This is a genomic window from Paenibacillus chibensis, assembly GCF_004001045.1.
Lineage (GTDB): Bacteria > Bacillota > Bacilli > Paenibacillales > Paenibacillaceae > Paenibacillus_AQ > Paenibacillus_AQ chibensis.
The window spans coordinates 39,340-66,141 of the sequence record NZ_BIMK01000021.1 but is presented as its reverse complement, the minus strand read 5'-3'; the positions used below and the strand labels follow the sequence as shown (position 1 = coordinate 66,141).

Below are 26,802 nucleotides of genomic sequence, written 5' to 3'. Positions count from 1 at the left end.
GGTTGTTTCATTCCGAATGGATCAATCCGCTTCATGTTTGGGTAATTTATTGTAGGAGGTGCCACATTCATGAAAATTACGTATTATGGTCATTCTTGCGTACTTGTAGAGGCGGAGGGAAGAAGCGTTATAATCGACCCGTTCCTGTCGGGAAATCCGGCTTCGGGCATAGCGCCTAAAGACATTCATGTGGACGCTGTACTGCTGACGCATGGACACTCGGATCATTTTGGAGACTGCATCGAAATTGCGAAGGCGAACGAATGCCCGATCATTGCGGTGTTCGAGCTCGCGGAATACTGCCGCAGCCAAGGCGTTCAGACCTACGGTATGAACATAGGAGGCAGCCAGTCCTTCGACGGCTTCAAGGTTAAATACACGCTGGGATTTCACAGCTCCTCCGTTTCGGTCGGAGATACCTGGATATATGCAGGCGAGCCCGGCGGCATTTTGCTGACGATGGGCGGCCGAACGTTCTTTCATGCAGGCGATACCGCGCTGTTCGGAGACATGCGGTTGATCGGGGAAATGAACAAGATTGATGCGGCTGCGCTTCCGATCGGTGACGCGCTGACTATGGGGCCGGAGGACGCCCTGCTCGCGGCGAAATGGCTGCAGGCGGAGAAGGTGCTGCCGGTACACTACAATACCTTTTCGGGCATCCATCAGGATGGGGCTCTATTCTGTGAACGGCTCAGTCAGGAAGGAATCAAAGGGTATCCGCTTAAACCGGGCGAGAGCTTCGAAATATAAAGCATCCCGCAAGCCGGCATTCACCACATTCGGCTCTAGGCATATATTGTGAAGGAATAGGCCTACAGGGAAGGTGAGAGTGCGGTGAAGTACCGGAATAGCGGGAGCGGCCTCATTGCCGTTCAGGAACTGCAGTATGTCATTCAGGCGGAGTATCGGTCCCTGATCTATGCGCAGCGTCTTTTGCAGCTTGCGCCTCCGGAACACCGGCCTTATTTTATCAGGCATATGGAGGTCAAGCAAAAGGAACGCCTTGCGAACTGGACGCGCCTGTATTATCATCAGACGGCCTGTTATCCGGTGTTCAGCAAGGTCGAGCCGCCGAGGGATTACGTATCCGGGCTTAAAGCTTCGATTATGGACGCGCTGGATGCTTCCGATCTCTATGCGGAGCTGCTGGATGGCGTGCAGGATCCCGAGCTGCGCCAGATGATGCAGCGTGCCATGATCGGTGAGAGCAGGTGGGCGTTGCGGCAGCAATTCATGTACAGCAGCTATATACTTGAGAATAGCGACATGGCCAAAGGCAAAGGGCTCATCGGCGTGATAAAAAAACAGCTTCCCCCGGGATAGGGGGAAGCTGTTTTGGCGTATCGGGGGGCCTAGTTGCCTGCAGGCTCCGCCGAAGTCCGGGGAGGTTCCTGTTCCAGCCATGCCAGCACCTGCTGGGCGCAGTAAAAGGGCTCTCTGCCCGGCCCGTGCCGATCGGATGCCAGCATTCTGCTCTGTTCCACTTGCTCGTATTCATGAATCAACCGGTGATGCCAATGCCGCAGCGTTGAAGGGGAATGAATCATCTCCGCGCTGCCCGTCTCCACGAAATATTGCCCGTTCTCTTCTTCCTGGCCGGGAATGACCTCATAGAAAAGCATCGGGATGCCCTTGGCGAGGCCTTCGGTGCAGGTCATGCCGCCGGGCTTGGTAATGAGCAGATCGGACACATCCATCCATTTATGAATTTCCTTCGTATAGCCGAGCAGATGAATGTGCGGATGGACCAGCAGTGGGGTGCTTTTCATCTTCTGCAAAAGCTTGGCGTTGCTGCCTGTGCAGAAAATAAGCTGGATCTGATCCGCCCACGAAATCACCAGTTTTAACATTTCTTTGTTAAACGAAACGCCCCAGCCTCCACTCATGATCAGGATCGTAGGCATTCGCTTCAGCCCGAGCTCCTGGATGAGCTGCTCTTTGTCCGCCTTTTCCCAAAAATTCGGATGAACCGGAATGCCGGTTACCTGAATGGAGGAAGCCGGTACGCTTCGGCGGAGCAATAAGTTTTTGACTTGGGGTGTGGATACGAGATATTGATTAACTTCCTTATTCACCCACGTGGCATGGACATCATAGTCTGTGATCAGCGTGATCAGCGGCACATCGATGCCCTGCCGTTTCAACCGGGAAATCACGGCGTTGGGAAAAGGATGAGTACATATGATGAGATCCGGTTTAAGCTGTTTAACGACTTGGGCAGCCTGCGTATAAAAAATGCGGTGCAAAGCAAGCTTAGCCAGCCGGTTGAGCGATTTGTTATATTGCTTGCGGTAGAGCATCCCGACCAGCTTGGGGCTGCTGCTCACCGTTTTGCGGTATGCCGACAGAATTAAGGGACCCACCGTCGGATTTAAAAATTTACCGAGCTCAATAACACGGCACTGCAGATGGGGGTCAAGTCTTTTCATCCCGGCCGCCAGTGCATATGCTGCTTGGGTATGGCCCGTGCCGAAGCCCTCGGACAGCAGCAGCACTCTCTTTTTCCGCATGTTTTCACCCACTTTTCCTTCCTCTATCTTACAGGAGGCGTTAGTAAAAATCCATAAACGGCTGTTCCCTAATCATGATGAAATGCGGGGCTTAGAACCTAAAAAGAAAAGAAAGAATTTGAAAAAGAGGCTGGGAGGGGTTGCCAGCAGATTCGGAACGTGATAAAGTATGAATTGACCATATGACCGGATTGGAAATCTGGTCAGTATATGTACACCAATCGATCTCAATGAGGAAGGAGGGGAAGGATATGCCTGCGGTGGATCGTCGAAAGGAAATCCTTCATGCGGCGGCGCAGTCTTTTGCCCTGTTTGGATATAAGGCGACGACGATGGATCAGGTGGCGAAAATCGCGAATGTGGGCAAAGGGACCATTTACACGTTTTTCACGAATAAGGAAGAGCTGTTTGATGAAATTTTATACCGCGTCATTCTGGAAATGAAGGAGCTGGCCGAGAGCAAGATCAGGCGGGAGGAGACTTTCTTCGATAATCTCTATCGGGTGCTGGATGCTCTGCTGGAATTCAGGGATGATCACGAGCTCTTCATTAAGCTGTCCCAGGAGGTGCGGGATGTGGGGACGCCTAAGGCCAGAGAAGGGCTTGCCCAGATCGAGCGCGTTATCCTCGAGTATTTGGAAAAGGAAATCGCCTGCGCGCTTGGTCAAGGAGAAATCAAGCCATGTGATCCGCAAGTGGTGGCCGTGGTGATGCTCAAGCTGTACATTGCCTTGACCTCGGACTTCAATCAGATTCGGGAGCCTCTTGGCAAAGAAGAAATTCATCATTATATCCGATTGTTTCTGGCGGATGGGCTCGCAAGCCTTCCAGAAGCGGCAGCTACAGCCGAATAGAGGGGCAACCTAGGCTTCCAAGTACGTGCAGTCGAAAGAAGACTGCCGGAAAAGGAAGTTTTTATCAGCCCCAAACTGGCCGATTGATCAAAACGGTCAATCGGTATCAAAGAGAAATTAGCAACGATAAGGAGAGAAACATTCATGAGGTCTATATCTGTATTTTTCAAGGACATGGCTGCAACCGTCCGCAACCGGAAGCTGCTCATATCCATGGTAGCCGTGCTCTTCATACCGGTGATGTATGCCGGATTGTTTTTGACGGCCTTCTGGGATCCCTATGGCAAAATGGACCAGCTGCCCGTGGCGGTCGTCAACAAGGACACCGGGGCGGAGTACGGAGACCAGTCGCTTCAGGTCGGCGAAGACCTGATGGAGGAGCTAAGGAAAAGCGACGATTTCAAGTGGACGTTCGTGAACAAGGAAGAAGCCGAACAGGGGATGAAGGACAACAAGTATTACATGACCATTGTCATTCCTGAGGATTTCTCCTCCAAAGCCGCAACGGTTCTGGATGAGCATCCGCAGCCTTCCGAAATTATTTTCGAGCCGAATGAGGGCTATAACTTCCTCGCTTCCCAAATCGGAGGAACGGCCGTAAAGGAAATCAGAGCGAAGGTATCGGAGAAAGTGACGGAGGCCTATTCCAAAACCTTGTTCGATCAGATCAAAACGGTATCGAGCGGTCTTGGCGAAGCCGGCAGCGGTGCATCCGACCTTTCCGACGGTGCCGCGAAGCTGGATGAAGGAGCCGTCAAAATCAAGGAGAACCTTGCCAAAATGGTGGCGGGGACCGTGAAGCTGCAGGAGGGCATCGAGCCGCTGTCCAGCGGAGCCGGTGATTTGCAAAAGGGTGCCTTGAGCTTGAAAGAGGGTTCCCAGACACTGGCCGGCGGTCTTGGTCAGCTGGGTGCAGCGCATAAGCAGCTGGAAGACGGTGTTGCAGCCGCACACCAAGGCACGACGCAACTGAAAGAAGGACTGACGGCTTCTGAAGCGGGCAGCGCCCAATTGAAAGCGGGACTGCAGACCGCGTTGGACGGCAGCGGCAAGCTGCAAACCGGCCTTGCTTCGACGCTGGACGGCAGCGGCAAGCTGCAGGAAGGCTTGAAGCAGTCCGAAGCCGGCAGCGCGAAGCTGGCCGAAAGCATGAAAACAGCGGAAGCCGGCGGGGCTCAAGTCGCAGCAGGCGCTCAAAGCGTGGCGCAGGGGCTGCAGCAATTGGCGCAGGCGAGTCCCGAGCTTGCGCAAAATCCTGCCGTGCAGAAGCTGATCGCGGCGAGCCAGGCGGTAGCCAAAGGCAGCGAGCAGCTGCATCAAGGGCAGCAGGAGCTCAGCGAAGGCGCGGCGCAGCTGCACAAGTCGCAGCAGCAGCTGTCCGGTGGTGCCAGCAGCCTGCATGACGGGCTGCAGCAGCTGCACCAAGGTGCATCGCAGCTCAGTCAGGGCGCAGGACAGCTGACGACCGGCGTAGAGCAGCTGCATCAAGGACAGCAGCAGCTGCTCCAAGGCGCGTCCAAGCTGGATGCCGGGCAGTCCAAGCTGGAAGAGAACATGAAGCTGTTCGGCACGAAGCTGGGCGAAGCGGTTAGCGGCAGCAAGCAGCTGTCCAGCGGCGCAGCCCAGATCGCAGACGGCAGCGGCAAGCTGCAGGGCGGTATGAGCCAGCTCGGAGACGGCGTTACGGCGCTTGCCGACGGCTCCAAGCAGCTCGATAACGGCGCAGGTCAGCTGACCGAAGGGCTTGGCAAGCTGAAGGACGGTTCTACGGAGCTTGCTTCGAAGCTTAATGAAGCAGCCGAGAAAACCGGCGAGGTGAAGGCAGGGGACGAGAACTTCAAGATGTTCGCGGAGCCCGTGCAGGTCGAAGAGAAGAAGTTCTCCCATGTGCCGAACTACGGAACAGGCTTTGCGCCTTACTTCCTGTCGCTTGGATTGTTCGTGGGCGCATTGATCTCCACCATTGTGATTCCGATGCGGGATACCTCGGTTCTCGGAACTTCAGGCTTCAACCGCTTTATCAGCCGGACCTTATCCTTCGTACTGATGAGCGTGCTGCAGTCCTTGCTGTCGGCACTGGTCATCCTGTACGGATTGAAGCTGGACGTACAGAGCGTGCCTTTGTTCTATCTCTTTACCTTTATTACGAGTCTGTCGTTCATGTTCATGATTCAGGCCATCGTGACCTGGCTGGATCAGCCTGGACGCTTCGTGGTCATCGTGCTTCTGATCTTCCAGTTGACGACGAGTGCAGGCACGTTCCCGCTGGAGCTGATTCCGGACTGGATGAAGGCCCTGAATCCGCTGCTGCCAATGACCTACAGCGTCTCGGGCTTCAAAGCGGTCGTATCGACCGGAGACTTCACGCTGATGTGGCAGCAAGCCGCTGTGCTCGGTGTCGTGGGCATTGTATTCCTGGCCTTGACGCTGACGTACTTCCTGATGAAATCGCATAAAGGCATTCTTGAGCAGCAGCAGCAAGCCCCTTCCGCAACCGCGTAAGGCAGAACAAAGGGATACCCCGAAGCCTTGGCTTCAGGGTATCCCTTTTCAATATATTCAGGGAAAGAACGGGCAGAAAGTCAGCGGAAGAACATCAGTTGAAAAAAATCATTCCGACCGCAAACGCAATCACAAACACCATCATCGCGCCATAAAAGAAATAACCGAACCAGCGCAGCGGCGCCGGCATGGTTTGCAAATCGGCCTTTTGGTTGGGGACGCCTATAATGTTGTGATAATGCTCGGTAACATCATTAAAGATCGGGACTTCTTGGTCCGCGGCCTCGAAGTCTTTTAATACGGCCTGGGTCTCGTGCTGCTTTGTAACGATGCCCTCCTTGCGAAAATACTTCTTGAATAGATAACGTATTTTTGCAATGAATGTTACACGCAATGACTAGGCTTTCATACCGTGAAGAGATGAGGTAATGTCATCCACAAAATGAATAATTATTCGTAATGTTAATTACTTAATCAAAATCCCTTTAAAGCGGCAGTGCAAAACATTATTTATCGGGATCATAAAAACTTTAAATTGCGCAACCCCTAGGGCGGTGTTAAAATAAATAAACCAATTCTTGCTGAATAAATATCGATATTTGAATAACCTTTCCCCTATGCAACAAGGTTGTCCGCGGTTGTACGTTTACCCCATTCCCCAATAAATAGTCACTGTTTTGTTCTTGTAGCCAATGTCGCATTAGCCAACGGTTTTGTTTGCTGTACCCGGATTCAAGTCATTTATATTCATTCTGAAGATAGAAAGGTTGCTTACCATGAGACATACGGTACTTCCCCCTAAACAGGGACTTTATGATCCGCAGTTTGAAAAAGATGCATGCGGCATGGGGTTTGTAGCTCATATCAAGGGGCGGGCTTCCCATGAAATTGTAAGCCAGGCGCTGACGATGCTGGAAAACATGGAGCATCGCGGCGGTCAGGGCAGTGAGCCTAATTCCGGTGACGGAGCCGGCATTATGCTGCAAATTCCTCATCGTTTTTTCAGCGAAGAGGCGCAAAAACTAGGTTTTGAACTTCCCGAAGCAGGACAATACGGGGCAGGCATGCTGTTCCTTTCCCACGATGAAGCCGTTCGTGAGGCTCATGAGAGCCGGCTGATTCAGATCATTAAAGAGGAGGGACAGACGTTCCTCGGATTCCGCGATGTACCGACGTATGATGAAATGCTTGGCAAATCGGCGAAGGAAGCCAAGCCGTTCGTCCGTCAGGTTTTCATCGGCCGCAGCGCCGACCTGAAGGAAGATCTGGACTTCGAGCGCAAGCTGTACATGATCCGCAGACGCGCCGAACTGGCCATCCGCTACGGCGAAGCGCCGGAAGGGGATACCTTCTATATTTCCAGTTTATCCTGTCGGAAGATCGTATATAAAGGCATGCTCACGACCGTCCAAGTTGGGCAGTTCTATCTGGATTTGCAGAATGAGACGGTAGAAACCGCGATCGCGCTGGTTCACTCCCGTTTCAGCACCAACACCTTCCCGAGCTGGGAGCGGGCGCATCCGTACCGTTTCATGATCCACAACGGCGAGATCAACACGCTCCGCGGCAACGTCAACTGGATGCATGCCCGCCAGTCCCTCTTCAAGAGCGACGTGTTCGGCAGCGATCTGGACAAAGTGAAGCCGGTCATCAATCCGGACGGTTCGGATACCGCGATGTTCGACAATACGTTCGAATTCCTGTATCTGAGCGGACGGTCCCTGCCTCATGTGGCCATGATGATGGTGCCGGAGCCTTGGAACAACGATGAAGGCATGAGCGAAACGAAAAAATCCTTCTATGAATACCACAGCACGCTGATGGAGCCGTGGGACGGCCCGGCGGCCATGGCATTCACCGATGGCGTGCAGATCGGGGCGATCCTGGACCGCAACGGCTTGAGACCTTCCCGCTACTACGTAACGAAGGACGATCTTATCGTGCTGTCCTCCGAGGCAGGCGTGCTCGACATTGCGCCGGAAAACGTTCTTTACAAGGACCGTCTTCGTCCAGGCCGCATGCTGCTTGTCGATACGAAGGAAGGCCGCATTATTTCCGATGAGGAAGTCAAAGCGCAGATCGCTTCCGAGCAGCCTTACCGCGAGTGGCTTGACGAGCATCTGATCAACTTGGAGGAGCTGCCGGACGCGCCGGAGCTGCCGAATCCGAAGCATGACAACGTTACGCAGCTGCAGCTGTCCTTCGGCTATACGTTCGAAGAGCTGCGCAAGGTGCTGGAGCCGATGGCGTCCACCGGCATGGAGGCGCTCGCTTCGATGGGCTACGATGCTCCGCTCGCGGTGCTCTCCGATAAGCCGCAGCGGCTGTATAACTACTTTAAGCAAATGTTCGCGCAGGTGACGAACCCGCCGATCGACGCGATCCGCGAGGAGATCATCACATCGACCGCCACGACGATCGGACCGGAGCGGAACCTGCTCCATCCGGAGCCGGAAAGCTGCCGGCAGATCCGTCTGGATACGCCGATCCTCTCGAACGAGGATTTTGCGAAAATCCGCCATGTGCACCGGCCGGGCTTCAAGTCGATGACGATCCCGATCTTCTTCACGGCGGCCGACGGGGCCGAAGGCTTGCGTCAGGCGCTCGAAGGGCTTTGCGAAGCGGCTGACCGCGTCATCCGCAAGGGGCATAACATCCTGATTCTCTCCGACCGCGGAGTCGACCGCGAGAACGCGGCAATCCCGGCGCTGCTGGCCGTATCCAGCCTGCATCACCATCTGATCCGCCAGGGTACGCGCACGAAGGTAAGCATCCTGCTTGAATCCGGCGAGCCGCGGGAAGTCCATCACTATGCGCTGCTGCTCGGCTACGGCGTGAGCGCGGTTAATCCGTACCTCGCGTTCGAAACGCTGGACGACATGATCCGCCAGGGGCTGCTGCGCGGCGTGACGCATGAGAAGGCAGTCAAAAACTATATCAAAGCTTCGACGAAAAGCGTCGTTAAAATTTTGTCCAAAATGGGTATTTCCACGATCCAGTCCTACCGCGGAGCACAAATTTTCGAAGCGGTCGGCTTGAAAGAGGAGTTTGTGGATCGATACTTTACGAATACGCCATCCCGCATCGGAGGCATCGGCCTGGCGGAAGTGGCAGCCGAAGCGCTGGCCCATCACAACCGTGCCTTTACGGAAAAAGACGGCAGCGATAAGGTGCTGGATTCCGGCGGCGAATATCAATGGCGCAAAGACGGGGAAGAGCATCTGTTCAACCCGCAGACGATCCATCTGCTGCAGCAGGCTGTCCGTACCGGCGATTACAAGGTGTACAAGAAATACGCCAAGCTGGTGCAGGGCGAGAATGAACAGCGGATGACGATCCGTTCCCTGCTCAAGCTGAAGGCTGCCGGACCTGCGGTGCCGATCGAAGAGGTCGAGTCGATCGAGTCCATTATGCGCCGGTTCAAAACCGGGGCCATGTCCTTCGGTTCGATCAGCAAGGAAGCTCATGAAAGCCTGGCGATCGCGATGAACCGCATCGGCGGCAAGAGCAACACCGGCGAAGGCGGCGAGGATCCGGCGCGTTACATTCCGGATGCCAATGGAGATTCCCGCCGCAGCGCGATCAAACAGGTCGCGTCGGGCCGCTTCGGCGTGACGTCGAACTATCTGGTCAATGCGGATGAAATCCAGATCAAAATGGCCCAAGGCGCCAAGCCTGGCGAAGGCGGACAGCTGCCTGGCCGCAAAGTGTACCCATGGGTTGCCGAGGTTCGCGGCTCTACGCCGGGCGTAGGCCTGATCTCGCCGCCTCCGCATCATGACATTTACTCCATCGAGGATTTGGCGGAGCTGATCTATGATCTGAAAAATGCCAATCCACGCGCGAATATCAACGTGAAGCTCGTATCGGAAGTCGGCGTAGGCACGATTGCCGCGGGCGTCGCCAAAGGCAGAGCCGATATCATTCTGGTGAGCGGCTATGACGGAGGCACCGGCGCTTCGCCCCAAAGCTCCATCCGGCATGCAGGCATGCCGTGGGAGCTGGGGCTGGCCGAAACGCATCAAACGCTGATCCTGAACAATCTGCGCGACCGCGTCGTGTTGGAGACGGACGGCAAGATGCTGAACGGCCGCGATCTGGCTGTCGCCGCGCTCCTGGGAGCCGAAGAGTACGGCTTCTCAACCGCGCCGCTGATTGCGCTTGGCTGCATTATGATGCGCGTATGCCAAATGGATACCTGCCCGGTTGGCGTGGCCACGCAAAATCCGGAGCTGCGCAAGCATTTCATGGGGGATCCGGCGCATGTCGTGAATTTCATGAAATTCGTGGCGGAGGATCTGCGCGAGCTGATGGCAGAGCTTGGATTCCGCACCGTTCAAGAGATGATCGGACGTACGGACTGCCTCGATGCCGAGGTTGTCAGCGAGCATTGGAAGAAGCAGGGCGTGGACCTGTCCGCGCTGCTGCATACGCCGGAAATGCCGGAAGGCAGCACGCGCTTCAACAGCAAAACGCAAAATCACGGATTGGAAGAAACGCTGGATATGCGTCATCTGCTTCAATTGGGTGCTCCTGCCCTGGAAAGCGGAACGGCCGTTCAAGGAACGCTGCCGATTACCAACGTGGACCGTGCGGTCGGCACGATCCTGGGCAGCGAAGTAACCCGTAAATACGGGGCCGCGGGACTGCCGGAGGATACGATTTCCTTCACGTTTACAGGTACGGCCGGCCAGAGCTTCGGGGCGTTTGTGCCGAAGGGCATGAGCTTGACGGTTGTAGGCGATGCCAACGACTATACCGGCAAAGGTCTTTCCGGCGGCAAGCTGATCGTGAAGCCATCGGACAAATCGACCTTTAAGGCCGAAGAGAACATCATTATCGGCAACACCGCATTTTACGGTGCTACCAGCGGCGAAGCTTATATCAACGGCATTGCCGGCGAACGCTTTGCGGTCCGCAACTCCGGTGCCGCGGTCGTTGTGGAAGGCGTGGGCGACCATGGCTGCGAATACATGACCGGCGGACGCGTAGTCGTGCTGGGCGGCACGGGACGGAACTTTGCCGCAGGGATGTCCGGCGGGATCGCTTATGTATATGACCCGGACAATACCTTCATCCAGCGCTGCAACCTCGAAATGGTGCTGCTGGAGCGCGTGGAGGAAGCTCAAGAGGCGGAAGAGCTGAAGGCCCTGATCCAGAAGCATGTGTCCTATACGGGAAGCGCCGCAGGCCGTAAGGTTCTGGAAAACTGGGAGCAAAGCCTGGAACAGTTTGTGCGAGTCATTCCGAAGGATTACAAGCGGATGACCCAGCATATCCGCAAGGTACAGGAAAAAGGATTGACCGGGGAAGCAGCGCTGCTGGCGGCTTTTGAAGCCAATATGCGGGAGCTCGCCAGAACAGGCAGTCATTAAGTCATAAGTTTTACGTGATCATGCAGACATGAACAAAAAGGGCTTGTGATTTTTGCTCCCTATGGGGACAGAAATCGCAGGCCCATTTTTTTCGACAAAAATAGAACTGAAATTTTGAGACAAACACTCCATCAGACGACAGCATCATGGAGGCTCATCGGATATAATAAAAAAGTCCTAGCATCTCGGGTTCTGAATGACCGGTTATGAGCGTTTCAAGCAGTAATTTTCCTGATAAATGCTAAATCGATGAGAAGAGCGAGGGTATCTTCAATGAGTGATGAGAAGGAATTGGGTACCGAGGTCCGGTCCAATGGCGAACATCCGGCACAGACAAAATTGGATATCCTGAAGGTACTGGAGCAGTGCGGAATTCACCCCGAAAGCTGGCAAAACTATATAAAGCAACAGGAATAATTATACATATGCTTCCTGGTGCCTTGCTGCTGCTAACAAGGGCTTTTCAACGATGGCTATTTTTAAAAAACCTCAGCTGCTTAATAAGCCACTGAGGTTTTTTCTGTTTACTTCATGAGCCTTTCCATGCGAACGAAGGCGATGAAGCGCTTGGCTTCTTCCTCTGTGAGACTGCGTCCGTCAATCGTTAAATTAAACCGCTTCAAAAGCTCCCCGTCAGACAGCTCCAGGTGATCCACAAAATCACGTATATCCTGATCCATCACAACCCCCGGCTGGTTCGTCCGGCCGATTAAATAGTCAATGGATACCTCGAATTTATCGGCAAGCTTGGTTAGAATTTCAAAATCAGGTTTACGGCGGTTCTTTTCATAGTGGGAGAGTGCGGCACGCGTGATGCCGATGGATTGGGCTAATTCCTCTTGAGTCCATCCTCGTTGATCCCGCAATTCTGCGATGCGATTATCATGATTCATGAATTAACCTCCTCCGATTGCCTGCATAATTGCTCAGCAAAAGTAACGAAATGTATCAATGAAAGTAATTTTACGATAAAAAAGGATTGACTTGTTACAATTTGTATCGTAAAGTAAACATGTAATTGATACTAATTGTATCCACAGGAAAACATTATGTATCAATAAACAGTGTAGTTCAATGTTCTTACTTTTATACCATAAGGTAGGTCGAAGCAATGAACATGTTGACGACATATGGCATCCATCTGCAGATGTACATATCCATTCATCAGATTGGTGGAACGGCGGTCGTTCTGAACCGTTCGCGTCCGGTGGTCTTATGGGACATCGAATCCCGGATGCTCGTATTCATCAGTGATTTGAATTTTCCGCTCGTGCCTGAGATCCGTCTCTGCTTCGAACTCATCAGCGAAGGCGAGCCCGTCTGCCGCGTATACGGCAAGCTGCTCTGGAAAGAGGACAGCCTGACCGACGCCAAGCAATATGGGGTCCTGCTGGAGCCGGAAGAACACGGGGAAGTGAATATGGCAAAAAAAATCACCCGTTCCATCCTGGGCAACAGATTCGGATCGCATAAGTACGATCATTACATGGATTTCATGAATGATAAAGGCAGCGGACAAGTTTTTGATGTGATGACATAAGGGTTCAAGAACAGATCCGGAAATAAAATGACGTATGCATGGGATAAGGTCATTTTACTATATTTTTCAAAGGGCTGCATAGTGCTTTTGCCGGGTGTTTTACAAAATAGCCGGTGAAATCGAAAGCCGAATCTATTAAGCGAGGGATGGATCTTGAGCAGTATGAATGTTTATGGCATGCAAGCCAGTTTGCGAGATAAGTTGCTCCCCCAAACAATTCTTCTTTTTCACACCACTACCGAGTAGGCCCTCTATGAGTATGAACCCGTTAAAAAACACAATGGATGCCGGAAGCCAATTCGAAGCCTTTCCTCTGTTTGAAATGAAGAACCGGAACCTTTTTTGGATCGGCAAACGAATTCAGGATGTATGCTTTTCGCTTGCCGGGCTTATTTTGCTGTCTCCACTGCTGCTTCTGATTGCCCTGCTGATTAAGGTTGAGGATCCGAAAGGTGCGGTTATATTCGCCCAAACCCGTGTCGGTAAGAACGGAAAAACCTTTAAAATGTACAAATTCCGCTCCATGGTCAGCGGCGCAGAGGCGATGCTCGGGAAGCTGATGGAACAGAACGAGATTAGCGGAGCCATGTTTAAAATGAAAAACGATCCGAGAATTACCCGGGTAGGACGCTTTATCCGCAAAACAAGTCTGGATGAGCTTCCTCAGCTGATGAATGTTCTGAAGGGGAATATGAGTTTGGTGGGGCCGAGACCGCCTTTGCCGCGGGAAGTCGCCGACTATACCTCTTACGATATGATGAGGCTCCTGGTCGTTCCCGGCTGTACGGGACTATGGCAGATCAGCGGCAGAAATCATGTGGGGTTCCGGGAAATGGTGGAGCTCGATCTCGAATACATAGCCAATCAATCCTTCAAGAAGGATATCGTCATCATGTGCAAAACCGTTAAAGTGCTCTTTGGCGCGGATAACGCCTATTGATCACAGGCAGGGATCGTTTTCAGCGAGGGTGCGCAGAGAAAGGTGGAAGGTTAGCTATGAAAAAGTGGGTTATCGTGTTATCGTCTGCATCGATCGTCGTTGTCCTTGGCGTGGCCGGGTATGGCGCATATCTGTATCAATCGGTTAAAACTACAGCCCATCACATCTACGAAAGCCGGGATGCCGCGATCCAGCCGAAGCAGGTTAGCCAGGAGCGAAGCAGCACCAAGGCCACAACCACTGCGGCAGCCGCGGACGCTTCCGGGGATTCGGGTTCCACTCAAACGGCGCAGCCTTTTAACCTGGAACAAAAAAAGCCTTTCACGGTGCTGGTTCTGGGCGTGGATCAGCGCGAAAATGACAAGGGACGGTCGGATACGATGATTTTTCTTACCGTGAACCCGGCGAAGCAGAGCATTCTTATGTTCAACATACCGCGGGATACGCGGACGGAGATCATCGGACACGGCACGGTGGATAAAATCAATCATGCCTACGCTTTCGGCGGCGTGAACATGTCGGTGAAAACGGTGGAGCACTTTCTGGACTATCCCGTGAATTATTACATTAAAGTCAATATGGAGGGCTTCGCGCATTTGATTGATTCGATGGGCGGCGTCGATGTAACCAATCCGTTCGCTTTTTATTATGAAGGTCATCAGTTCGACCAAGGGGATCTGCATTTAAACGGCGAGGAAGCACTGCTGTACTCCCGGATGCGTTACGACGATCCTCGCGGGGATATGGGCCGGAATACAAGGCAGCGGCAAATTTTGAAGCAGCTCATCACCAGCTCGCTGAAAATTACGAACATGGTCAAAATCGAATCGCTTCTGGACGAAGTAGGAAATAGCATCAAGACGGACATCACGTTCGATGACATGAAAACCTTTCTAACGGATTATCGTACAGATCTGAAGCAGATCGACCAGGTGGAGATTGGCGGTCAAGGGGAGCGGATCAAGGGCATTTGGTATTACCAAGTGAGCGATCAGGAACGAAGCCGCATCCATAATATGATCAAAGAGCATCTGCAGTAGTAAATAGATAAGGGCAAAACCGTGCTGGATCCGGAGAATCCATGGCGGTTTGTTGTTTTTCATGCAGAATATCTTGACATCAATCTAGGATTGTTGTAGATTTCTGGTAATGATACAAACCGTAACTATTTAAATTGTGAATGCTACATGTTAATATGCTTCATGCCAAAGGAGAGGAAGCGGTTCCGATGAACGATCAGCAGTGCGTCTATTGCTTGTGCTGTGAGAGTATGGTGCCCGTATCGGACACAATGTACATTTTCCGGACGGGATATTATCGTACCAGTGTTCCTTTGGGTTGTTGCGAAAAATGTCATCGCCAGGGGGAAAAAGAGACAAAATTCCAGTATATGGAGTATTTGCAGAAGGGATATGCTACAATGAGGCGATAACCTACGATAAGGAGTGAAGCGAATGCAGCATGAACCGGTGGTTCGGCTGGAGGGCGTGACGAAGCGGGTCTCTTCGAAGACCTTGGTGGAAAACGTGACGCTCGACATTCCGCCCGGCCAGGTATTCGGGTTTCTAGGACCCAACGGTGCCGGGAAAACAACGACGATTCGGATGATGGTCGGTTTAACCTCAATCAGTCAAGGAGATATCAAAATTTGCGGCAGCAGCATTAAAGAACACTTCGAAGAAGCTGTTTCGCATGTCGGTGCGATTGTCGAAAATCCGGAAATGTACAAGTTTTTGACAGGATACCAGAATTTGCGCCACTTTGCCCGGATGATGTCCGGCATTACGGAGGCAAGAATCGAGGAAGTGGTCCGGCTTGTAGGTCTAAGTAACCGGATTCATGACAAGGTAAAAACCTATTCGCTTGGGATGAGGCAGCGGCTGGGCGTCGCCCAGGCCATTCTCCACCGTCCGAAGCTGCTGATTCTGGACGAGCCTACGAACGGCCTCGATCCGCAGGGGATCCGCGAGCTGCGCGATTACCTTCGTCATCTCTGTCACGAAGAGGGGACGACGGTATTCGTCTCCAGCCATTTGCTCTCTGAAATGGAGCTGATGTGCGACAGCGTGGCGATCATCCAAAATGGGCGCCTGATCGATGTACGTTCATTGAAGGAGATCAGGGAGGAAGGGCAGTCCGCAGCGGTGGAAACCGGATTCGTGGTGGATGATCCGGAACAGGCGCTCTCCATTCTGGAGGGTGGTACCCGCAGTAACGGTCTGATTACCCTGAAGCTGACCCGGGACGAGACGGCTGAAATGAACGCCCGGCTGGTTCGGGCAGGAATCAAGGTATACGGCATTCACACCGTCACCCGTTCGCTGGAAGAGCAGTTCCTGGAAATGACGGGGGGGGATCCGATTGGGTAATTTTTTCAGCCTCGTGCTCAATGAAAATATGAAAATTTACCGGCGAGTCCGGACCTGGGTGATGCTGGGCATTCTGGTCGTCATGAATGTGCTCATTCCCTTGCTGTTTTCGATGGTCGATGCCGGAGGCAAGACCTCCCTATGGGACAGCGTGGTGTTGAGTTCCTCCTTTACGTTTTTTCTGTGTACGATCTTTTCCGTTATTATTGCAGCGGATTCCGTAGCAGGGGAGTTCTCCTGGGGAACGATCAAGCTGCTGCTGATCCGGCCATGGAGCCGCTCCAAAATTCTGCTGTCCAAGTATGTTTCGGTCGTACTGTTCAGTCTGCTGTGCACCGTGCTGCTTGCAGTGGTTTCGATCCTGGTTTCGGGTATTCTTTTCCCGTCAACCGCGGACAGCAGCCTGTTCCCGGCGGGCAAAACCGGCATGGCCTTTGCGCTCGAATATTTGCTATGCGACTACGTGAATTTGTTTATGACTTGCGCGATCGCGTTTATGCTGTCTACCGTATTCCGTGCGGGCGGCCTTGCCATCGGGCTTTCCTTGTTCATCATGTTTACGAAGGGGATCTTCACGACGCTGTTTAATCCGGAGCGTTATGCATGGGCCAAGTATCTGATATTTACGCACATGGACCTAACGAATCACTTGCAGGATAAAACGGGTCCCGGAGGCATTACGCTAGGATTTTCGCTGGCGGTGCTTGCCGTGTATTATATCGTTTTCCTGGCTGTTTCCTGGTATGTGTTCAAAAAGAGGGACGTTGCCGCGTAAACATCGGCCAATGAACCAAAAGCCCGCTGCAGTGGGAGTGTGTCATGCATGCACACCCCGCTGCGGCGGGCTTTTTTTCAATTGTGCAAACGTATCCATTTCGAGTCTCCCCGGCGGTCTGGCGGAGCAAGGGAATCAGCCGGCTTCCGTTTCGAAGAAATGCACATCGGCGGCAGGGGCCGCATCCGGCTGCTCATTCTTTTTCGGTTCCATTTTGCTTGAACCATTCAGGATGCCGCCCTCGGCAATGACGAGGGAAGAGGCGGCGAGCACGTCTCCGAACATCTGGCCGGTGGAGGTGATCGTCAGCTTGCCGTCCGCCTGGACATCGCCATACACTTTTCCCGCGATAATGACTTCCCTGGCACTGATATCGGAGCGGGCTTCGGCATGCTCGCCGATGGTGACGCAAGCACGGCTCTCGATGACACCGTTGAATTTCCCTTCGACGCGGACATTCGCCTCGCAGGAGAGGGCCCCTTCCACCTCAGTGCCTCTTCCGATCAGAGAATCGGTCGGCATATAACTGTTTTTGGATGCTTTGGATCTGCTCAACATAGAACCTCCTTAATTGTACTCGGAATTTGCCGCCTGGATATACGGAAGCGGGTTGACGGGCTTATTCTGTTTGACGACCTGGAAATGCAGGTGGGGTCCGGTGCTGCGTCCGGTGGAGCCGAGCTGCCCGATTTGTTCGCCTTTGTCGACCGAATCTCCCACGTTGACCTGGATTTTGCTGAGATGCATGTACCAGGTTTGCAGACCTCCCGGATGCTCAATGATGATATAGCGCCCGCGGGCTCCGCTTTCCTCAGCGGTGACGACCTGACCTGCACCTGCGGCAAAGACGGGACCGCCGTTTTCACCCGCAATATCGATCCCCGCATGGAAGGCGGCTTTTCCCGTGAATGGATCCGTCCGGTAGCCGAAGCTGGATGTGAGCACCTTGGATGTGGTTGGCCAAAGCGTTGGATTGCCGGCAATTTGCTTCTGGGTTTCCTGGGCCTTTTTCAGCGTATGGGGAACCTGGCTCTCCATCGTCTTCAGCAGCTCCTGCATCTCCTGAAAGTCATCTTTCGTCTCCTGGGCCAGATCCAGCATTTCATTCTCATGTACGGCGATATATTCGCCCCCGACATGTTCTGAAGCATCCCAGGACAGGGAAGACGCTTTATTCTCGGAAACGTCCGTGGACATGCTTGTGGTGTGTTTGTCGATAAACTGCTGCAGCTGCTGTTCGAGTTCGTCCACGTGCTCCATTTTCTGCTGCATATCCTTCGCCTGGGAAGACAGCTTGATGATCTCGTTCTGCAGACGCTCGATGGACTGCTCGCGGCTGTTGACCGAGCTTTGCAGCTGGAGGTTTCTCGTGTTCTCGATGTTTACCTTCTGTTCCAGCTGGGATATGACCTGGGAGGAATGGGCCTGGAGGGCAAGAACAAGGCCGGACAGCGAGAGGACGGCGGCGGCGGGCACGGCCATCATCAGCGGTTTAGACAGATGGATCTGTTTCACCGAATGCTGGGCGTCCCGCATGACCAGAAGTGTCATTCGTCGATTCGCGGTTGCACTTTTCATGGCAGCTCCTTTCTGTGGCATCGTTAAACTTGTCTTATAATCTATGTATTCGATGAACTCTCGGAACATGTCTAAAATGTTACCTTTCCATCTGCGTCTGTGAGGGCTCCGGAAGGGTAAGAATAAAGAAGGCTCGGTTTGGTCAATGATGGATAAATAACCGATCGGCACTATTTTCCCGCAAGGAGGCTGCCCTATGGTGTGGCTGCTGCTGGCTCTCATAATTTTTATTTTTCAGATTGCTACGATTCTGCTGCTTGAATTTCGCAATCCTTCCAAAACAGTGGCCTGGATGTTCATTCTCTTTTGCTGCCCGATTATCGGCTTCGTGGTTTACTATTTTGTCGCGCAGGACTATAAGGCCCGCCGCCAGGTCCGTACCCGTGGCTCACGGCTGTTCCGCCAGATGCGTTCCATTCTGTGGAAGCAGGCGAAGACGGTGAAGAAGATCGAGGAAATGCATAATCCCGAATTCCAGCATCAGGAACGGCTGTTCAACCTGCTGTCACGCCTGTCGGAAAGCCCGATCACGGGCTGCAACAGCAGCCGGGTGCTGACAGACGGGGAAGAAGCGTTTGGCGCCATGCTGAAGGCAATGGAAGCGGCGAAGGAGCACATACATATCCAGTTTTATATTTTCCGCCATGACGTGATCGGGACCCAGTTTCAGGAGATCATGATCCGCAAGGCGAAGGAAGGCGTCAAGGTACGGTTTATGTGCGACGGGCTTGGCAGCTATAAGCTGAAGCGGGAATTCGTGGACAAGCTGAAGGAAGCCGGCGTGGAATTCTATTTCTTTCTGCCGCCGCTACTTGCTTTTCTCGACCGGCGCATCAATTACCGCAATCACCGCAAAATCCTCGTAGTGGACGGCGTGACGGGCTTTGTCGGCGGGATGAACGTCGGTGATGATTATTTGGGCCAATACCCGAAAATGGGCTACTGGAGAGATACGCATCTGAAGATTGAAGGGGACGCGGTTTATTTTTTGCAGAATGTGTTCTTAAACGACTGGCAGCTGGCTTCAGGGGAAAAGATCGTCGATCCCGCGCTCTTTCCGGAGCATGAATGCGTAGACGATGAGCAGATTCAGATCGTCAGCAGCGGCCCGGATCAGGATTGGAACGCGATCCAGGAGCTGTGCTTCTCGGCGATTTCCATTGCGAAGAAGAGAATCTGGATCACCTCGCCTTATTTCATTCCGGATCCCGGCATCTACGAGGGGCTGAAGACGGCTGCCGTCAGCGGCGTGGACGTGCGGATCATCATTCCGTGGAGGGCGGATTCGAGGCTGGTTCACTTGGCGTCGCTCTCTTATGTGGAAGAGCTGCTGCTGGCCGGCGTGCGATTTTTTCAATACCAGAAGGGCTTCATTCACGCGAAGGTGATGATCGTGGACGATTTATTGGCATCGGTCGGAACCGCCAATATGGACATGCGCAGCTTCTTCTGCAACTTCGAGCTTACGGCCGCGCTCTTTGAACAAGCGTCGATTGACCGGCTTACGGCCGATTTCGAAGAAGACATGCGGGTCAGCCGGGAAATGACGAAGAGGGAGTTCCAGGAACGGGCTTTCCTACATAAGAAAGCGGAGATGCTCTGCCGCATGCTATCGCCCTTATTGTAAGACGCGCTATGCGTTTGCTTCAGGAACGAGGGGCGAGCAGGATCACGGCAACGCCGGCCAGGCAAAGCGCGGCTCCGATCCAGTCGTATAGATCCGGGGGATTTTTGTCCACTCCCCAGCCCCATAAGAGGGCCAGCACGATGAAAATTCCGCCGTATGCGGCGTAGACGCGGCCGAAGGAAGGATAATGCTGGAGCGTTGGGATGATGCCGTACAAAATCAGCACGACGGCGCCAATGAGTCCGTACCACCAAGGCTTGGATTCTTTGAGCCAGATCCAGACCAGATACCCTCCGCCGATCTCCGCCAAACCTGCAGCTATAAATAAAAATAACGATCTCATGATAGAATATCTCCCATCGCATTAATACTTAGACAGAAACTATGATATAATAAGTAAGAAGAATAATCACGGAAAAGACTTGCCCGGGGGATGGGGTAGCGTGATCCGGCTTCAAAAAAGATAGATTCTTTTCCCCCGGAGGGAGCTTTCGTGTTCATATTCACACCAAATTGATAAGAATCGGGGGAATTCGATGGCTGGATCTTCTAATGCCCAAACGGCGGACAGGGCTAAACTTCCGCAAGGCGCACAGCAACCGCTAAACGCACCGACTTCTAAACTCAGAGTTCTATCACGTATCATCGTCATGCTCATCGGAGCATGCATGGTTTCCGTCGCACTGGAGATTTTTCTGGTGAACAATAATATTATCGACGGTGGAATCACCGGTATCTCCATTATGCTCGCCCACCTCTTCCATTTGCCGCTTGGTATTTTTCTGACGTTACTCAATCTTCCTTTTCTGTTTCTCGGTTATAAGCAAATTGGCAAAACCTTCGCATTCTCAACGCTTGCAGCCGTTCTTGTGATGTCCGTCGGCACGGCGCTGCTCTCACCCGTCAAACCCATTACCGTTGATCCGCTGCTCGCGGCCATTTTCGGCGGCGTTATTCTTGGCGCAGGCGTAGGCATGGTCATCCGTGCAGGGGGCTCGACAGACGGCAGCGAAATCGTCGCCATTCTGATCAATAAGAAAACACCGTTCTCCGTTGGCGAGATCATCATGTTCATCAACGTATTTATTCTCACGAGCGCAGGCTTTGTATTCGGCTGGAACAATGCCATGTACTCGCTCATCGCCTATTTCATCGCTTTTAAAGTGATTGATATCACCAACGAAGGCATCGACCAATCCAAATCCGTCTGGATCATCAGCGACAAGTACAAAGAAATCGGCGATGCGCTGACCTCCCGCCTTGGACGCGGCGTAACCTATCTCGAGGGTGAAGGGGCGTACTCGGGTGACAGCAAAAAAGTCATTTTCGTTGTCATCACCCGTCTTGAGGAAGCCAAGTTAAAGTCGATCGTCGGAGACTGGGATCCGCATGCATTTCTCGCGGTTGGTAATATCCATGACGTTAAGGGCGGAAGATTCAAGAAGAAGGACATCCATTAGATGGGGGCTCATCAAAAGGTTAGCTGTTGACCGACGCATGTGAGACCGCTGCGGTACGGATCATTCTTCCGATCACTGTTGTCCTTGGATTTCTTGAATGTAGTAGTTATCACTGGAGAAATCCGCGGACAAAGCATCTGCTTTCGAAGTCAGCTTTCCTCTGGAAAGCTTGTAGGCGAACGCTGCGCTTCTTCAGAACGATTCCGCTCCTCCGCTCCCTAGGCGTCAATCAAAGGCTGACAGCTTGTTGAGCAGGGAAGTGTAGTAACAAGCCCGGAAGAAATCATCTTCCGGGCTTGTTTGTATGTAATAATCAATGAATTTGTGGATGGGGCCCCGCAAAGTACATGAAGACCCCGGAGTGACGTCAGCTTAGGGGTTATTTTGCGCTCAAATGGCGGATAACCTGCTCCACGGGCTGCGGCGGCAGATCGGCGATCAGGTCGCCGGTCTTTTGCAGACGCTCTTCGATATTGAGCAGATGGAAGTCAAGCGGCGATACGTTGCGCTCGACCTCCTCCCAGTGCAGCGGAGTCGACACGGTCGCCCCCGGTCTCGCCCGCGGCGTATAAGGTGCGGCCAAAGTTTTGCCCTGGTAATGCTGAAGGTAGTCAAAATAAATCCTGTCGCCACGGTTTTTCTTGAGCCGCTCCAATGTGAACAAATCCGGATGCTTTTCCGTGACGAAGCGGCCGACGAAATGCCCGGCGACCCGAAGCTCGTCGAAGGTGATGCCCTCGTTTATGGGAACGATGATCTGCACACCGGTCGCTCCCGAGGTTTTGGGCACGGAGGCGAGTCCGAGTGATTGCAGCACCTTCCCGACAATGGAGGCGGCCTCCATAATCCGGGGCTCCACTTCAAGCGAAGGGTCGAGATCGATCATCCACTCGCATGGAAGAGGGCTGCCCGCATAATGGAGAGACGGATGGAACTCCAGCGCGGCGAGATTGCCCAGCCACAGCAACTCGGGCAGGCCGTTCAGCAGCACATACTGGATACCTTCCTGTTCAGCCGTTTTCACATAAGGCGGGAGCGGCTCGGGCGCATTTTTCTGGTAAAAGAATTCACCCGGCACCCCGTGCGGATAACGGATCGTCGTCAGCAGCCGATTCCGGCAGTACCGCAGGAGATAGGGCGCGAGCGCCGCGAGCTTTTGCAAATACATCGCTTTGGTGACGCCCATGTCCGGCCACAGCGGTTTGTCGGGATTCGTGATGGGAATCTCATGGCCTTCGATGGTGATGGAGCCCTTGACGGTTCTTGGCATGTTCAGTCCTCCTTAAACGAAAATACCTCTCCGGACGTGTCCCATTACAGATCGCCGCGGCACTCCCGCGGATCCATCTCCACAAAAGCCTGAATGCTCGGCTGGCGAAGGGTACCTCCGGGCGTCCATTCCAGAAAATTGACTTTCACAACCCATTCGGGGCGGATCCATACCGCCCCTTTTTGGCGTTCCGTCTGGTTGGCGAACGGCCTGTCCTTTACGACCATGCCGGAGGCTTCCTTCGTGATTCTGCGCCAGTCGGCGACGCTGAGTTTCCCGGTTCCGGCGTGACCGATATAGATGAGCCTGCCGTCCTCATCGTATAAGCCGAGCAGCAGGGCATTCACGATCCCGTCGCGGTATGTGACACCGGCCACCACGGCGTTCACGTCCTGGATGTTCTTCCGTTTCTGCCAACGCTTGTCCTTGCCCCCAATCGCATAGACGCTGCCCAAGTCCTTCAACACAATGCCCTCCAGCTGGTGCTGCTGCGACACTTCATAGAGCAAGGGGATGTCCGTGTAGCTCGGCACAGGCTGCACATGTTGATTTGGAATCAACATTTCTTCGAGCAATGCCTGCCGTTCTTTGAGCGTCCTTCCGGTGACCCATTCGCCATTGCAGTACAGAATGTCAAAAACCATATAGACAATCGGCACCTGCTGCACGCGGGCCCGGATCTGCTGCTCCTGACGGAGGCTGTCCCTGCGCATGACCTGATGGAAGGAGGGCACGCCACCCACCAATGCGATAATCTCCCCGTCCAGAATGACCGAATCCGCCCTGCAATAAGCGGAAGTATCCCACAGCTCGGGATATTGGCGCGTGCGGTTGTTGCCTTTGCGGTTGATCAGCTCGGTATCGCTGCCGTCGTTATATACCAGCATGCGCACGCCGTCCCATTTGATCTGGGCAATCCATTTGTCCCCGGCAGGGAGATGATCGGTCATGATCGGCTCAAACGGTTTGACCGGAGTGAGCTTCACAGGCATTCCCTCCTCGGAGCGGATTATGATACCGTCTCATTTTTCTTGGCTGTCTTGCGGCGTTTAGGCTTCGGTCCTTCCGCACCGGCAGCCTGCTTATCTTCTCCGGCGGCTGTTTTGGTTTTCGGTTTGGCCGTTTTCTTGGGCTTGCCGGGATCGGTCGCCAGCGTTGGCTTGGCGGCTTCGATGCTGGCCTGCAGGGCGGCCATGAGATCGATGACGTTCGTTTCCTGCCTTGCAGGCGCGATTTTGATCTCTTCACCCGTCACTTTATGCTCAATCAGCTGCAGCAGCCGTTCACGGTAATCATCGGTATACTTTTGCGGATCAAAAGGCGTGGACAGCTGATCGATCAGCATTTGAGCCATGCCCAGCTCCTTTTCGTTGACGGTGATGTTTTCGGGCAAATTCGGCACCTGGGCTACGGGGCGAATTTCATCGGGATAGAACATGGTCTCGATCGCCAGGCAATTTTCCAGCACGCGGATCGCCGCCAAGCTGCTCTTGGAGCGGATGGAAATTTTGGCGATGCCGATTTTGCCGCTTTGATGCATGGCTTCCTTCAAGAGCTGATAAGCGTTGCCGCCCGCTTGGTCTGGAGCGAGATAGTAGGTTTTTTGAAAATAAATCGGATCGATCTCCGACAAATCCACGAAATCCAAAATGGCGATGCTTTTGTTCGCCTGCTCGGCGATTTGATCCAGCTCATCCTTTTCAAACAGGACGAATTTACCCTTTTCGTATTCATAGCCCTTGGAGATTTCCTCCCACTCGACCTCCTTCTCGCAGACCGGACACTTGCGGACATAAGCGAGCGGGCTGCCGCACTCCTTATGCACATATCTCATCGAGATGTCCTTGTCTTCCGTCGCCGAGAACATTTTGACAGGCACATGGACCAGTCCGAAGCTGATCGCGCCCTTCCATACCGTATGCATCGCCTTCGCCTCTCCTTTTCATTTTTCGAATTTGGCTTGTTCCTTACAGTATGGGTATTTTTCACTCAATCTATGACATCGAAATAGAAGAAATGAAGGTAAAACGCCTGATTCTACATGGTTTTTTGCCGAAAAGGGCATACTACCGGCAGGACATACCATTTTGAATTGGCAGGAGGCAGCGCGAAATGCGGAAAGAGCAGGACGACGCAGGGCAGGAATTTAACGCGGCAGCCTTGGAGCGGTATGAGAAGGTATCGCGCCATATGGAGGCCGCCAGCTTTATCAACGGCAATGACGTGGATTGGGAAAGCATGACAGCTTCAGATCGTCAGGTAACCCATGAAAGCCATATGTTCGATATTGACCGGATGGTGAATGAGGGACTTGGAGGGGGCGAGATCACCGCAGACAACGGGTACATCGGTGACAGTACGACGGACGCCATAGTTGCAGAACGGCAAGACGGCGAAACGGGCAAGAAGTAGCAGGGATACAGGCACGGCAATGAAATCTATGAACATGAAAAGGAGATTGGATGATGGACGTAAAACGCGCGATGGCGATCTACCAGGATAAAAGCCACAATGTGGACGTCAAGCTGGAAGGACAGCCGGTCTGGATCGAAAATGTCGATGAGGTAAACGGGATGGCGACGGTGCAGGTGGGCTCGCGCCCGACCAATACCCAAACCGTGAATGTGGAACGTCTGCAGGAAGGATGACCGAGGGTTGGATCGGCCCGTAGCCCGGAGCGGCTGCGGGCTTTTTGCGTTTCATTCACTCGCGAAGATTGTGGTGCAAGGAGCAGCCGATATCGATTACAATTCATGTAAAAGGGTCCCAAGCGCTTGATTGGGTGAAGGAGTGGAAAGATGGGGGAAAGTGAAGAGGTTATCGCATTCGGGCGAACGGCTGAGCTGATGTCCTATGGGGAGCAGCGGGTGCTTAAGCTGTTTCGCAGCGGCCTTCCGGCCAATCTGGCAGAAGAGGAATTCCGGATCAGCATGGCCGTATATCAATCGGGTCTGAGCGTGCCGCAGCCGTTAGAGATGCTGGAAAGAGACGGACGAGCCGGCATCGTATATGAGAAAGCTGCGGGAATGACAATGATCGCGGCCCTGGCGCGGGATCCCGGGATCGTAAAGGCGGAGGGGCAGCGAATGGCCCGGCTCCATGCAGAGATTCACCGATGCCGGGTTGAGGGGCTTCCACGTCAAAAGGCTGCGCTGGCTCATAAGATTACGGAGGCCAAGCTATTGAGCGAAGACGAGACAAGACGGATTACCGCCGGAATCGATCTGCTGGAGGATGAGGGATTCCTTTGCCATGGGGATTATCATCCCGACAATATCATCCTGGGCGAAAAGGAATGGATTATCGACTGGATGACCGCGATGACCGGCAGTCCGGCGGCGGATGTTGCGCGAACGCTCCTGCTGCTGCGGACGGGAACCTTGCCGGAAGAGCTTCCGCCTCCCGTACAGGAGCTGTTTGCACGACTGCGCGAAAACCTGACGGCCGCTTATTTGCAGGAATACATGAAGCTGTCGGGAATCACGTATACCGAAATCGAAAACTGGTTGGTTCCGGTCGCCGCGGCGCGCCTGGTGGAATGGATTCCGGAGCCGGAGAAGGCGCAGCTGGTGAAGCTGATCCGGGAGCGTTTGCAGGAACAGCCATAAATTCAAGGGGAGTATGGATCCGCCAGCCAGCCCAAAAACAGGCCGAACCGGGATGACCCGGACGGCCTGTTTGCTGTGAAGCTTCCAGTCAGTTATTCGATTTCCTTTACCCCTTCCGGCACGCTCACGGACTCAATCTGCATATTGTCGTAATTGACGAGGACGAAAACCTCTTCTTCCTCTTGGCCCTTGATATGGCCGGTATGACCTACCGTGTGCGCGAAATCGGGAGGAGATATTTTATAGTATGTAAATTCCGTCTCAATCCCGTATTTTTTGGCGAGGTATTTGACGGCGGTTTCCTGCGTCGTACGGACCCTTTCTTGGTCCTGATCCGAAATGGAGCTGCAGCCGCCCAAGACGAGCATAACCATTGCAATGAGAAGCATGC

The 26,802-nt window shown here is 53.4% G+C and carries 26 protein-coding genes; 16 read left to right on the top strand and 10 right to left on the bottom strand.

The window, feature by feature from the left end; translation table 11 throughout:
* The first annotated feature begins 69 nt into the window (after window positions 1-69).
* A complete protein-coding gene (locus tag PCH05_RS17085) occupies window positions 70-753 on the top strand; it encodes a metal-dependent hydrolase (protein WP_127604076.1) in 684 nt (227 codons plus the stop codon).
* An 84-nt stretch (window positions 754-837) separates the two neighbouring features.
* Window positions 838-1,326 (top strand): ferritin-like domain-containing protein, encoded by a 489-nt coding sequence (locus PCH05_RS17080; RefSeq protein ID WP_127604075.1) that lies wholly within the window; start codon window positions 838-840, stop codon window positions 1,324-1,326.
* 29 nt (window positions 1,327-1,355) lie between these two features.
* On the opposite strand, the gene PCH05_RS17075 is transcribed toward PCH05_RS17080, so the two are convergent.
* The gene (locus PCH05_RS17075; protein ID WP_127604074.1) at window positions 1,356-2,513 is read right to left on the bottom strand and encodes an MGDG synthase family glycosyltransferase; all 1,158 of its coding nucleotides are present in this window, start codon (window positions 2,511-2,513) and stop codon (window positions 1,356-1,358) included.
* A gap of 251 nt (window positions 2,514-2,764) precedes the next feature.
* Here PCH05_RS17075 and PCH05_RS17070 point away from each other — a divergent pair, with 251 nt between their 5' ends.
* Both PCH05_RS17070 and PCH05_RS17065 read left to right on the top strand, forming a co-directional pair.
* The gene (locus PCH05_RS17070) at window positions 2,765-3,367 is read left to right on the top strand and encodes a TetR/AcrR family transcriptional regulator (RefSeq protein WP_127604073.1); all 603 of its coding nucleotides are present in this window, start codon (window positions 2,765-2,767) and stop codon (window positions 3,365-3,367) included.
* Window positions 3,368-3,511: 144 nt separating this feature from the next.
* Window positions 3,512-5,869 (top strand): YhgE/Pip domain-containing protein, encoded by a 2,358-nt coding sequence (locus PCH05_RS17065; RefSeq protein WP_127604072.1) that lies wholly within the window; start codon window positions 3,512-3,514, stop codon window positions 5,867-5,869.
* A 94-nt stretch (window positions 5,870-5,963) separates the two neighbouring features.
* Here the strand turns inward: PCH05_RS17065 and PCH05_RS17060 are convergent, their stop codons facing one another.
* Window positions 5,964-6,263: a hypothetical protein gene (locus tag PCH05_RS17060; protein WP_127604071.1), complete on the bottom strand. Its 300-nt coding sequence runs from the start codon at window positions 6,261-6,263 to the stop codon at window positions 5,964-5,966.
* A gap of 382 nt (window positions 6,264-6,645) precedes the next feature.
* On the opposite strand from PCH05_RS17060, the gene gltB reads away from it, so the two are divergent.
* Together gltB and PCH05_RS27335 are read left to right on the top strand one after the other, a co-directional pair.
* Window positions 6,646-11,244 (top strand): glutamate synthase large subunit, encoded by a 4,599-nt coding sequence (gene gltB, locus PCH05_RS17055; protein ID WP_127604070.1) that lies wholly within the window; start codon window positions 6,646-6,648, stop codon window positions 11,242-11,244.
* Window positions 11,245-11,517: 273 nt separating this feature from the next.
* The gene (locus tag PCH05_RS27335; RefSeq protein WP_164766686.1) at window positions 11,518-11,661 is read left to right on the top strand and encodes a hypothetical protein; all 144 of its coding nucleotides are present in this window, start codon (window positions 11,518-11,520) and stop codon (window positions 11,659-11,661) included.
* Between the two features lie 107 nt (window positions 11,662-11,768).
* Here the strand turns inward: PCH05_RS27335 and PCH05_RS17050 are convergent, their stop codons facing one another.
* Window positions 11,769-12,137: a helix-turn-helix domain-containing protein gene (locus PCH05_RS17050; RefSeq protein WP_127604069.1), complete on the bottom strand. Its 369-nt coding sequence runs from the start codon at window positions 12,135-12,137 to the stop codon at window positions 11,769-11,771.
* Between the two features lie 224 nt (window positions 12,138-12,361).
* Here PCH05_RS17050 and PCH05_RS17045 point away from each other — a divergent pair, with 224 nt between their 5' ends.
* The 5 genes from PCH05_RS17045 to PCH05_RS17025 all read left to right on the top strand — a co-directional run bounded on the left by PCH05_RS17045 (window position 12,362) and on the right by PCH05_RS17025 (window position 16,868).
* The gene (locus PCH05_RS17045; protein WP_127604068.1) at window positions 12,362-12,784 is read left to right on the top strand and encodes a hypothetical protein; all 423 of its coding nucleotides are present in this window, start codon (window positions 12,362-12,364) and stop codon (window positions 12,782-12,784) included.
* A gap of 280 nt (window positions 12,785-13,064) precedes the next feature.
* Window positions 13,065-13,724, top strand: a complete 660-nt coding sequence (locus tag PCH05_RS17040) for a sugar transferase (protein WP_371860560.1) — start codon at window positions 13,065-13,067, stop codon at window positions 13,722-13,724.
* Between the two features lie 56 nt (window positions 13,725-13,780).
* A complete protein-coding gene (locus tag PCH05_RS17035; RefSeq protein WP_127604066.1) occupies window positions 13,781-14,764 on the top strand; it encodes an LCP family glycopolymer transferase in 984 nt (327 codons plus the stop codon).
* Between the two features lie 414 nt (window positions 14,765-15,178).
* Window positions 15,179-16,093: an ABC transporter ATP-binding protein gene (locus PCH05_RS17030; protein ID WP_127604065.1), complete on the top strand. Its 915-nt coding sequence runs from the start codon at window positions 15,179-15,181 to the stop codon at window positions 16,091-16,093.
* Window positions 16,086-16,868 carry an ABC transporter permease gene (locus PCH05_RS17025; protein WP_127604064.1) on the top strand — a complete coding sequence of 261 codons (783 nt, stop codon included), beginning with the start codon at window positions 16,086-16,088 and terminating at the stop codon, window positions 16,866-16,868. The genes PCH05_RS17030 and PCH05_RS17025 overlap by 8 nt, the downstream gene beginning before the upstream one ends.
* 135 nt (window positions 16,869-17,003) lie before the next feature.
* Here the strand turns inward: PCH05_RS17025 and PCH05_RS17020 are convergent, their stop codons facing one another.
* Both PCH05_RS17020 and PCH05_RS17015 read right to left on the bottom strand, forming a co-directional pair.
* Complete coding sequence (locus tag PCH05_RS17020; protein WP_371860558.1) at window positions 17,004-17,426, bottom strand: bactofilin family protein; 423 nt, start codon at window positions 17,424-17,426, stop codon at window positions 17,004-17,006.
* A 9-nt stretch (window positions 17,427-17,435) separates the two neighbouring features.
* Window positions 17,436-18,446, bottom strand: a complete 1,011-nt coding sequence (locus tag PCH05_RS17015) for a M23 family metallopeptidase (RefSeq protein ID WP_127604063.1) — start codon at window positions 18,444-18,446, stop codon at window positions 17,436-17,438.
* Between the two features lie 196 nt (window positions 18,447-18,642).
* Between PCH05_RS17015 and cls the strand changes: the two genes are divergently transcribed.
* Window positions 18,643-20,073, top strand: coding sequence for a cardiolipin synthase (gene cls, locus PCH05_RS17010; protein ID WP_127604062.1), 1,431 nt, complete (start codon window positions 18,643-18,645; stop codon window positions 20,071-20,073).
* A gap of 19 nt (window positions 20,074-20,092) precedes the next feature.
* Here cls and PCH05_RS17005 read toward each other — a convergent pair whose 3' ends face one another.
* The gene (locus PCH05_RS17005) at window positions 20,093-20,416 is read right to left on the bottom strand and encodes a YnfA family protein (RefSeq protein ID WP_127604061.1); all 324 of its coding nucleotides are present in this window, start codon (window positions 20,414-20,416) and stop codon (window positions 20,093-20,095) included.
* A gap of 193 nt (window positions 20,417-20,609) precedes the next feature.
* On the opposite strand from PCH05_RS17005, the gene PCH05_RS17000 reads away from it, so the two are divergent.
* Window positions 20,610-21,533, top strand: a complete 924-nt coding sequence (locus PCH05_RS17000) for a YitT family protein (protein ID WP_127604060.1) — start codon at window positions 20,610-20,612, stop codon at window positions 21,531-21,533.
* 379 nt (window positions 21,534-21,912) lie between these two features.
* Here PCH05_RS17000 and ligD read toward each other — a convergent pair whose 3' ends face one another.
* Genes ligD through ku form a run of 3 tightly spaced genes read right to left on the bottom strand, consistent with a single transcriptional unit; the run spans window position 21,913 to window position 24,727 of the window.
* Entirely contained in the window at window positions 21,913-22,803 is an 891-nt protein-coding gene (gene ligD / locus PCH05_RS16995) for a non-homologous end-joining DNA ligase (protein ID WP_127604059.1), read from the bottom strand.
* A gap of 44 nt (window positions 22,804-22,847) precedes the next feature.
* Window positions 22,848-23,789, bottom strand: coding sequence for an ATP-dependent DNA ligase (locus PCH05_RS16990; RefSeq protein ID WP_127604058.1), 942 nt, complete (start codon window positions 23,787-23,789; stop codon window positions 22,848-22,850).
* A 23-nt stretch (window positions 23,790-23,812) separates the two neighbouring features.
* The gene (ku, locus tag PCH05_RS16985; RefSeq protein ID WP_127604056.1) at window positions 23,813-24,727 is read right to left on the bottom strand and encodes a non-homologous end joining protein Ku; all 915 of its coding nucleotides are present in this window, start codon (window positions 24,725-24,727) and stop codon (window positions 23,813-23,815) included.
* Between the two features lie 188 nt (window positions 24,728-24,915).
* On the opposite strand from ku, the gene PCH05_RS16980 reads away from it, so the two are divergent.
* The 3 genes from PCH05_RS16980 (at window position 24,916) to PCH05_RS16970 (ending at window position 26,411) form a co-directional block, all read left to right on the top strand.
* Complete coding sequence (locus PCH05_RS16980) at window positions 24,916-25,215, top strand: hypothetical protein (protein WP_127604054.1); 300 nt, start codon at window positions 24,916-24,918, stop codon at window positions 25,213-25,215.
* Window positions 25,216-25,268: 53 nt separating this feature from the next.
* Complete coding sequence (locus PCH05_RS16975; protein ID WP_127604052.1) at window positions 25,269-25,451, top strand: H-type small acid-soluble spore protein; 183 nt, start codon at window positions 25,269-25,271, stop codon at window positions 25,449-25,451.
* A gap of 150 nt (window positions 25,452-25,601) precedes the next feature.
* The gene (locus PCH05_RS16970; protein ID WP_127604050.1) at window positions 25,602-26,411 is read left to right on the top strand and encodes a phosphotransferase family protein; all 810 of its coding nucleotides are present in this window, start codon (window positions 25,602-25,604) and stop codon (window positions 26,409-26,411) included.
* A 92-nt stretch (window positions 26,412-26,503) separates the two neighbouring features.
* Here the strand turns inward: PCH05_RS16970 and PCH05_RS16965 are convergent, their stop codons facing one another.
* A complete protein-coding gene (locus tag PCH05_RS16965) occupies window positions 26,504-26,800 on the bottom strand; it encodes a hypothetical protein (protein WP_164766685.1) in 297 nt (98 codons plus the stop codon).
* Window positions 26,801-26,802 lie beyond the last annotated feature (2 nt).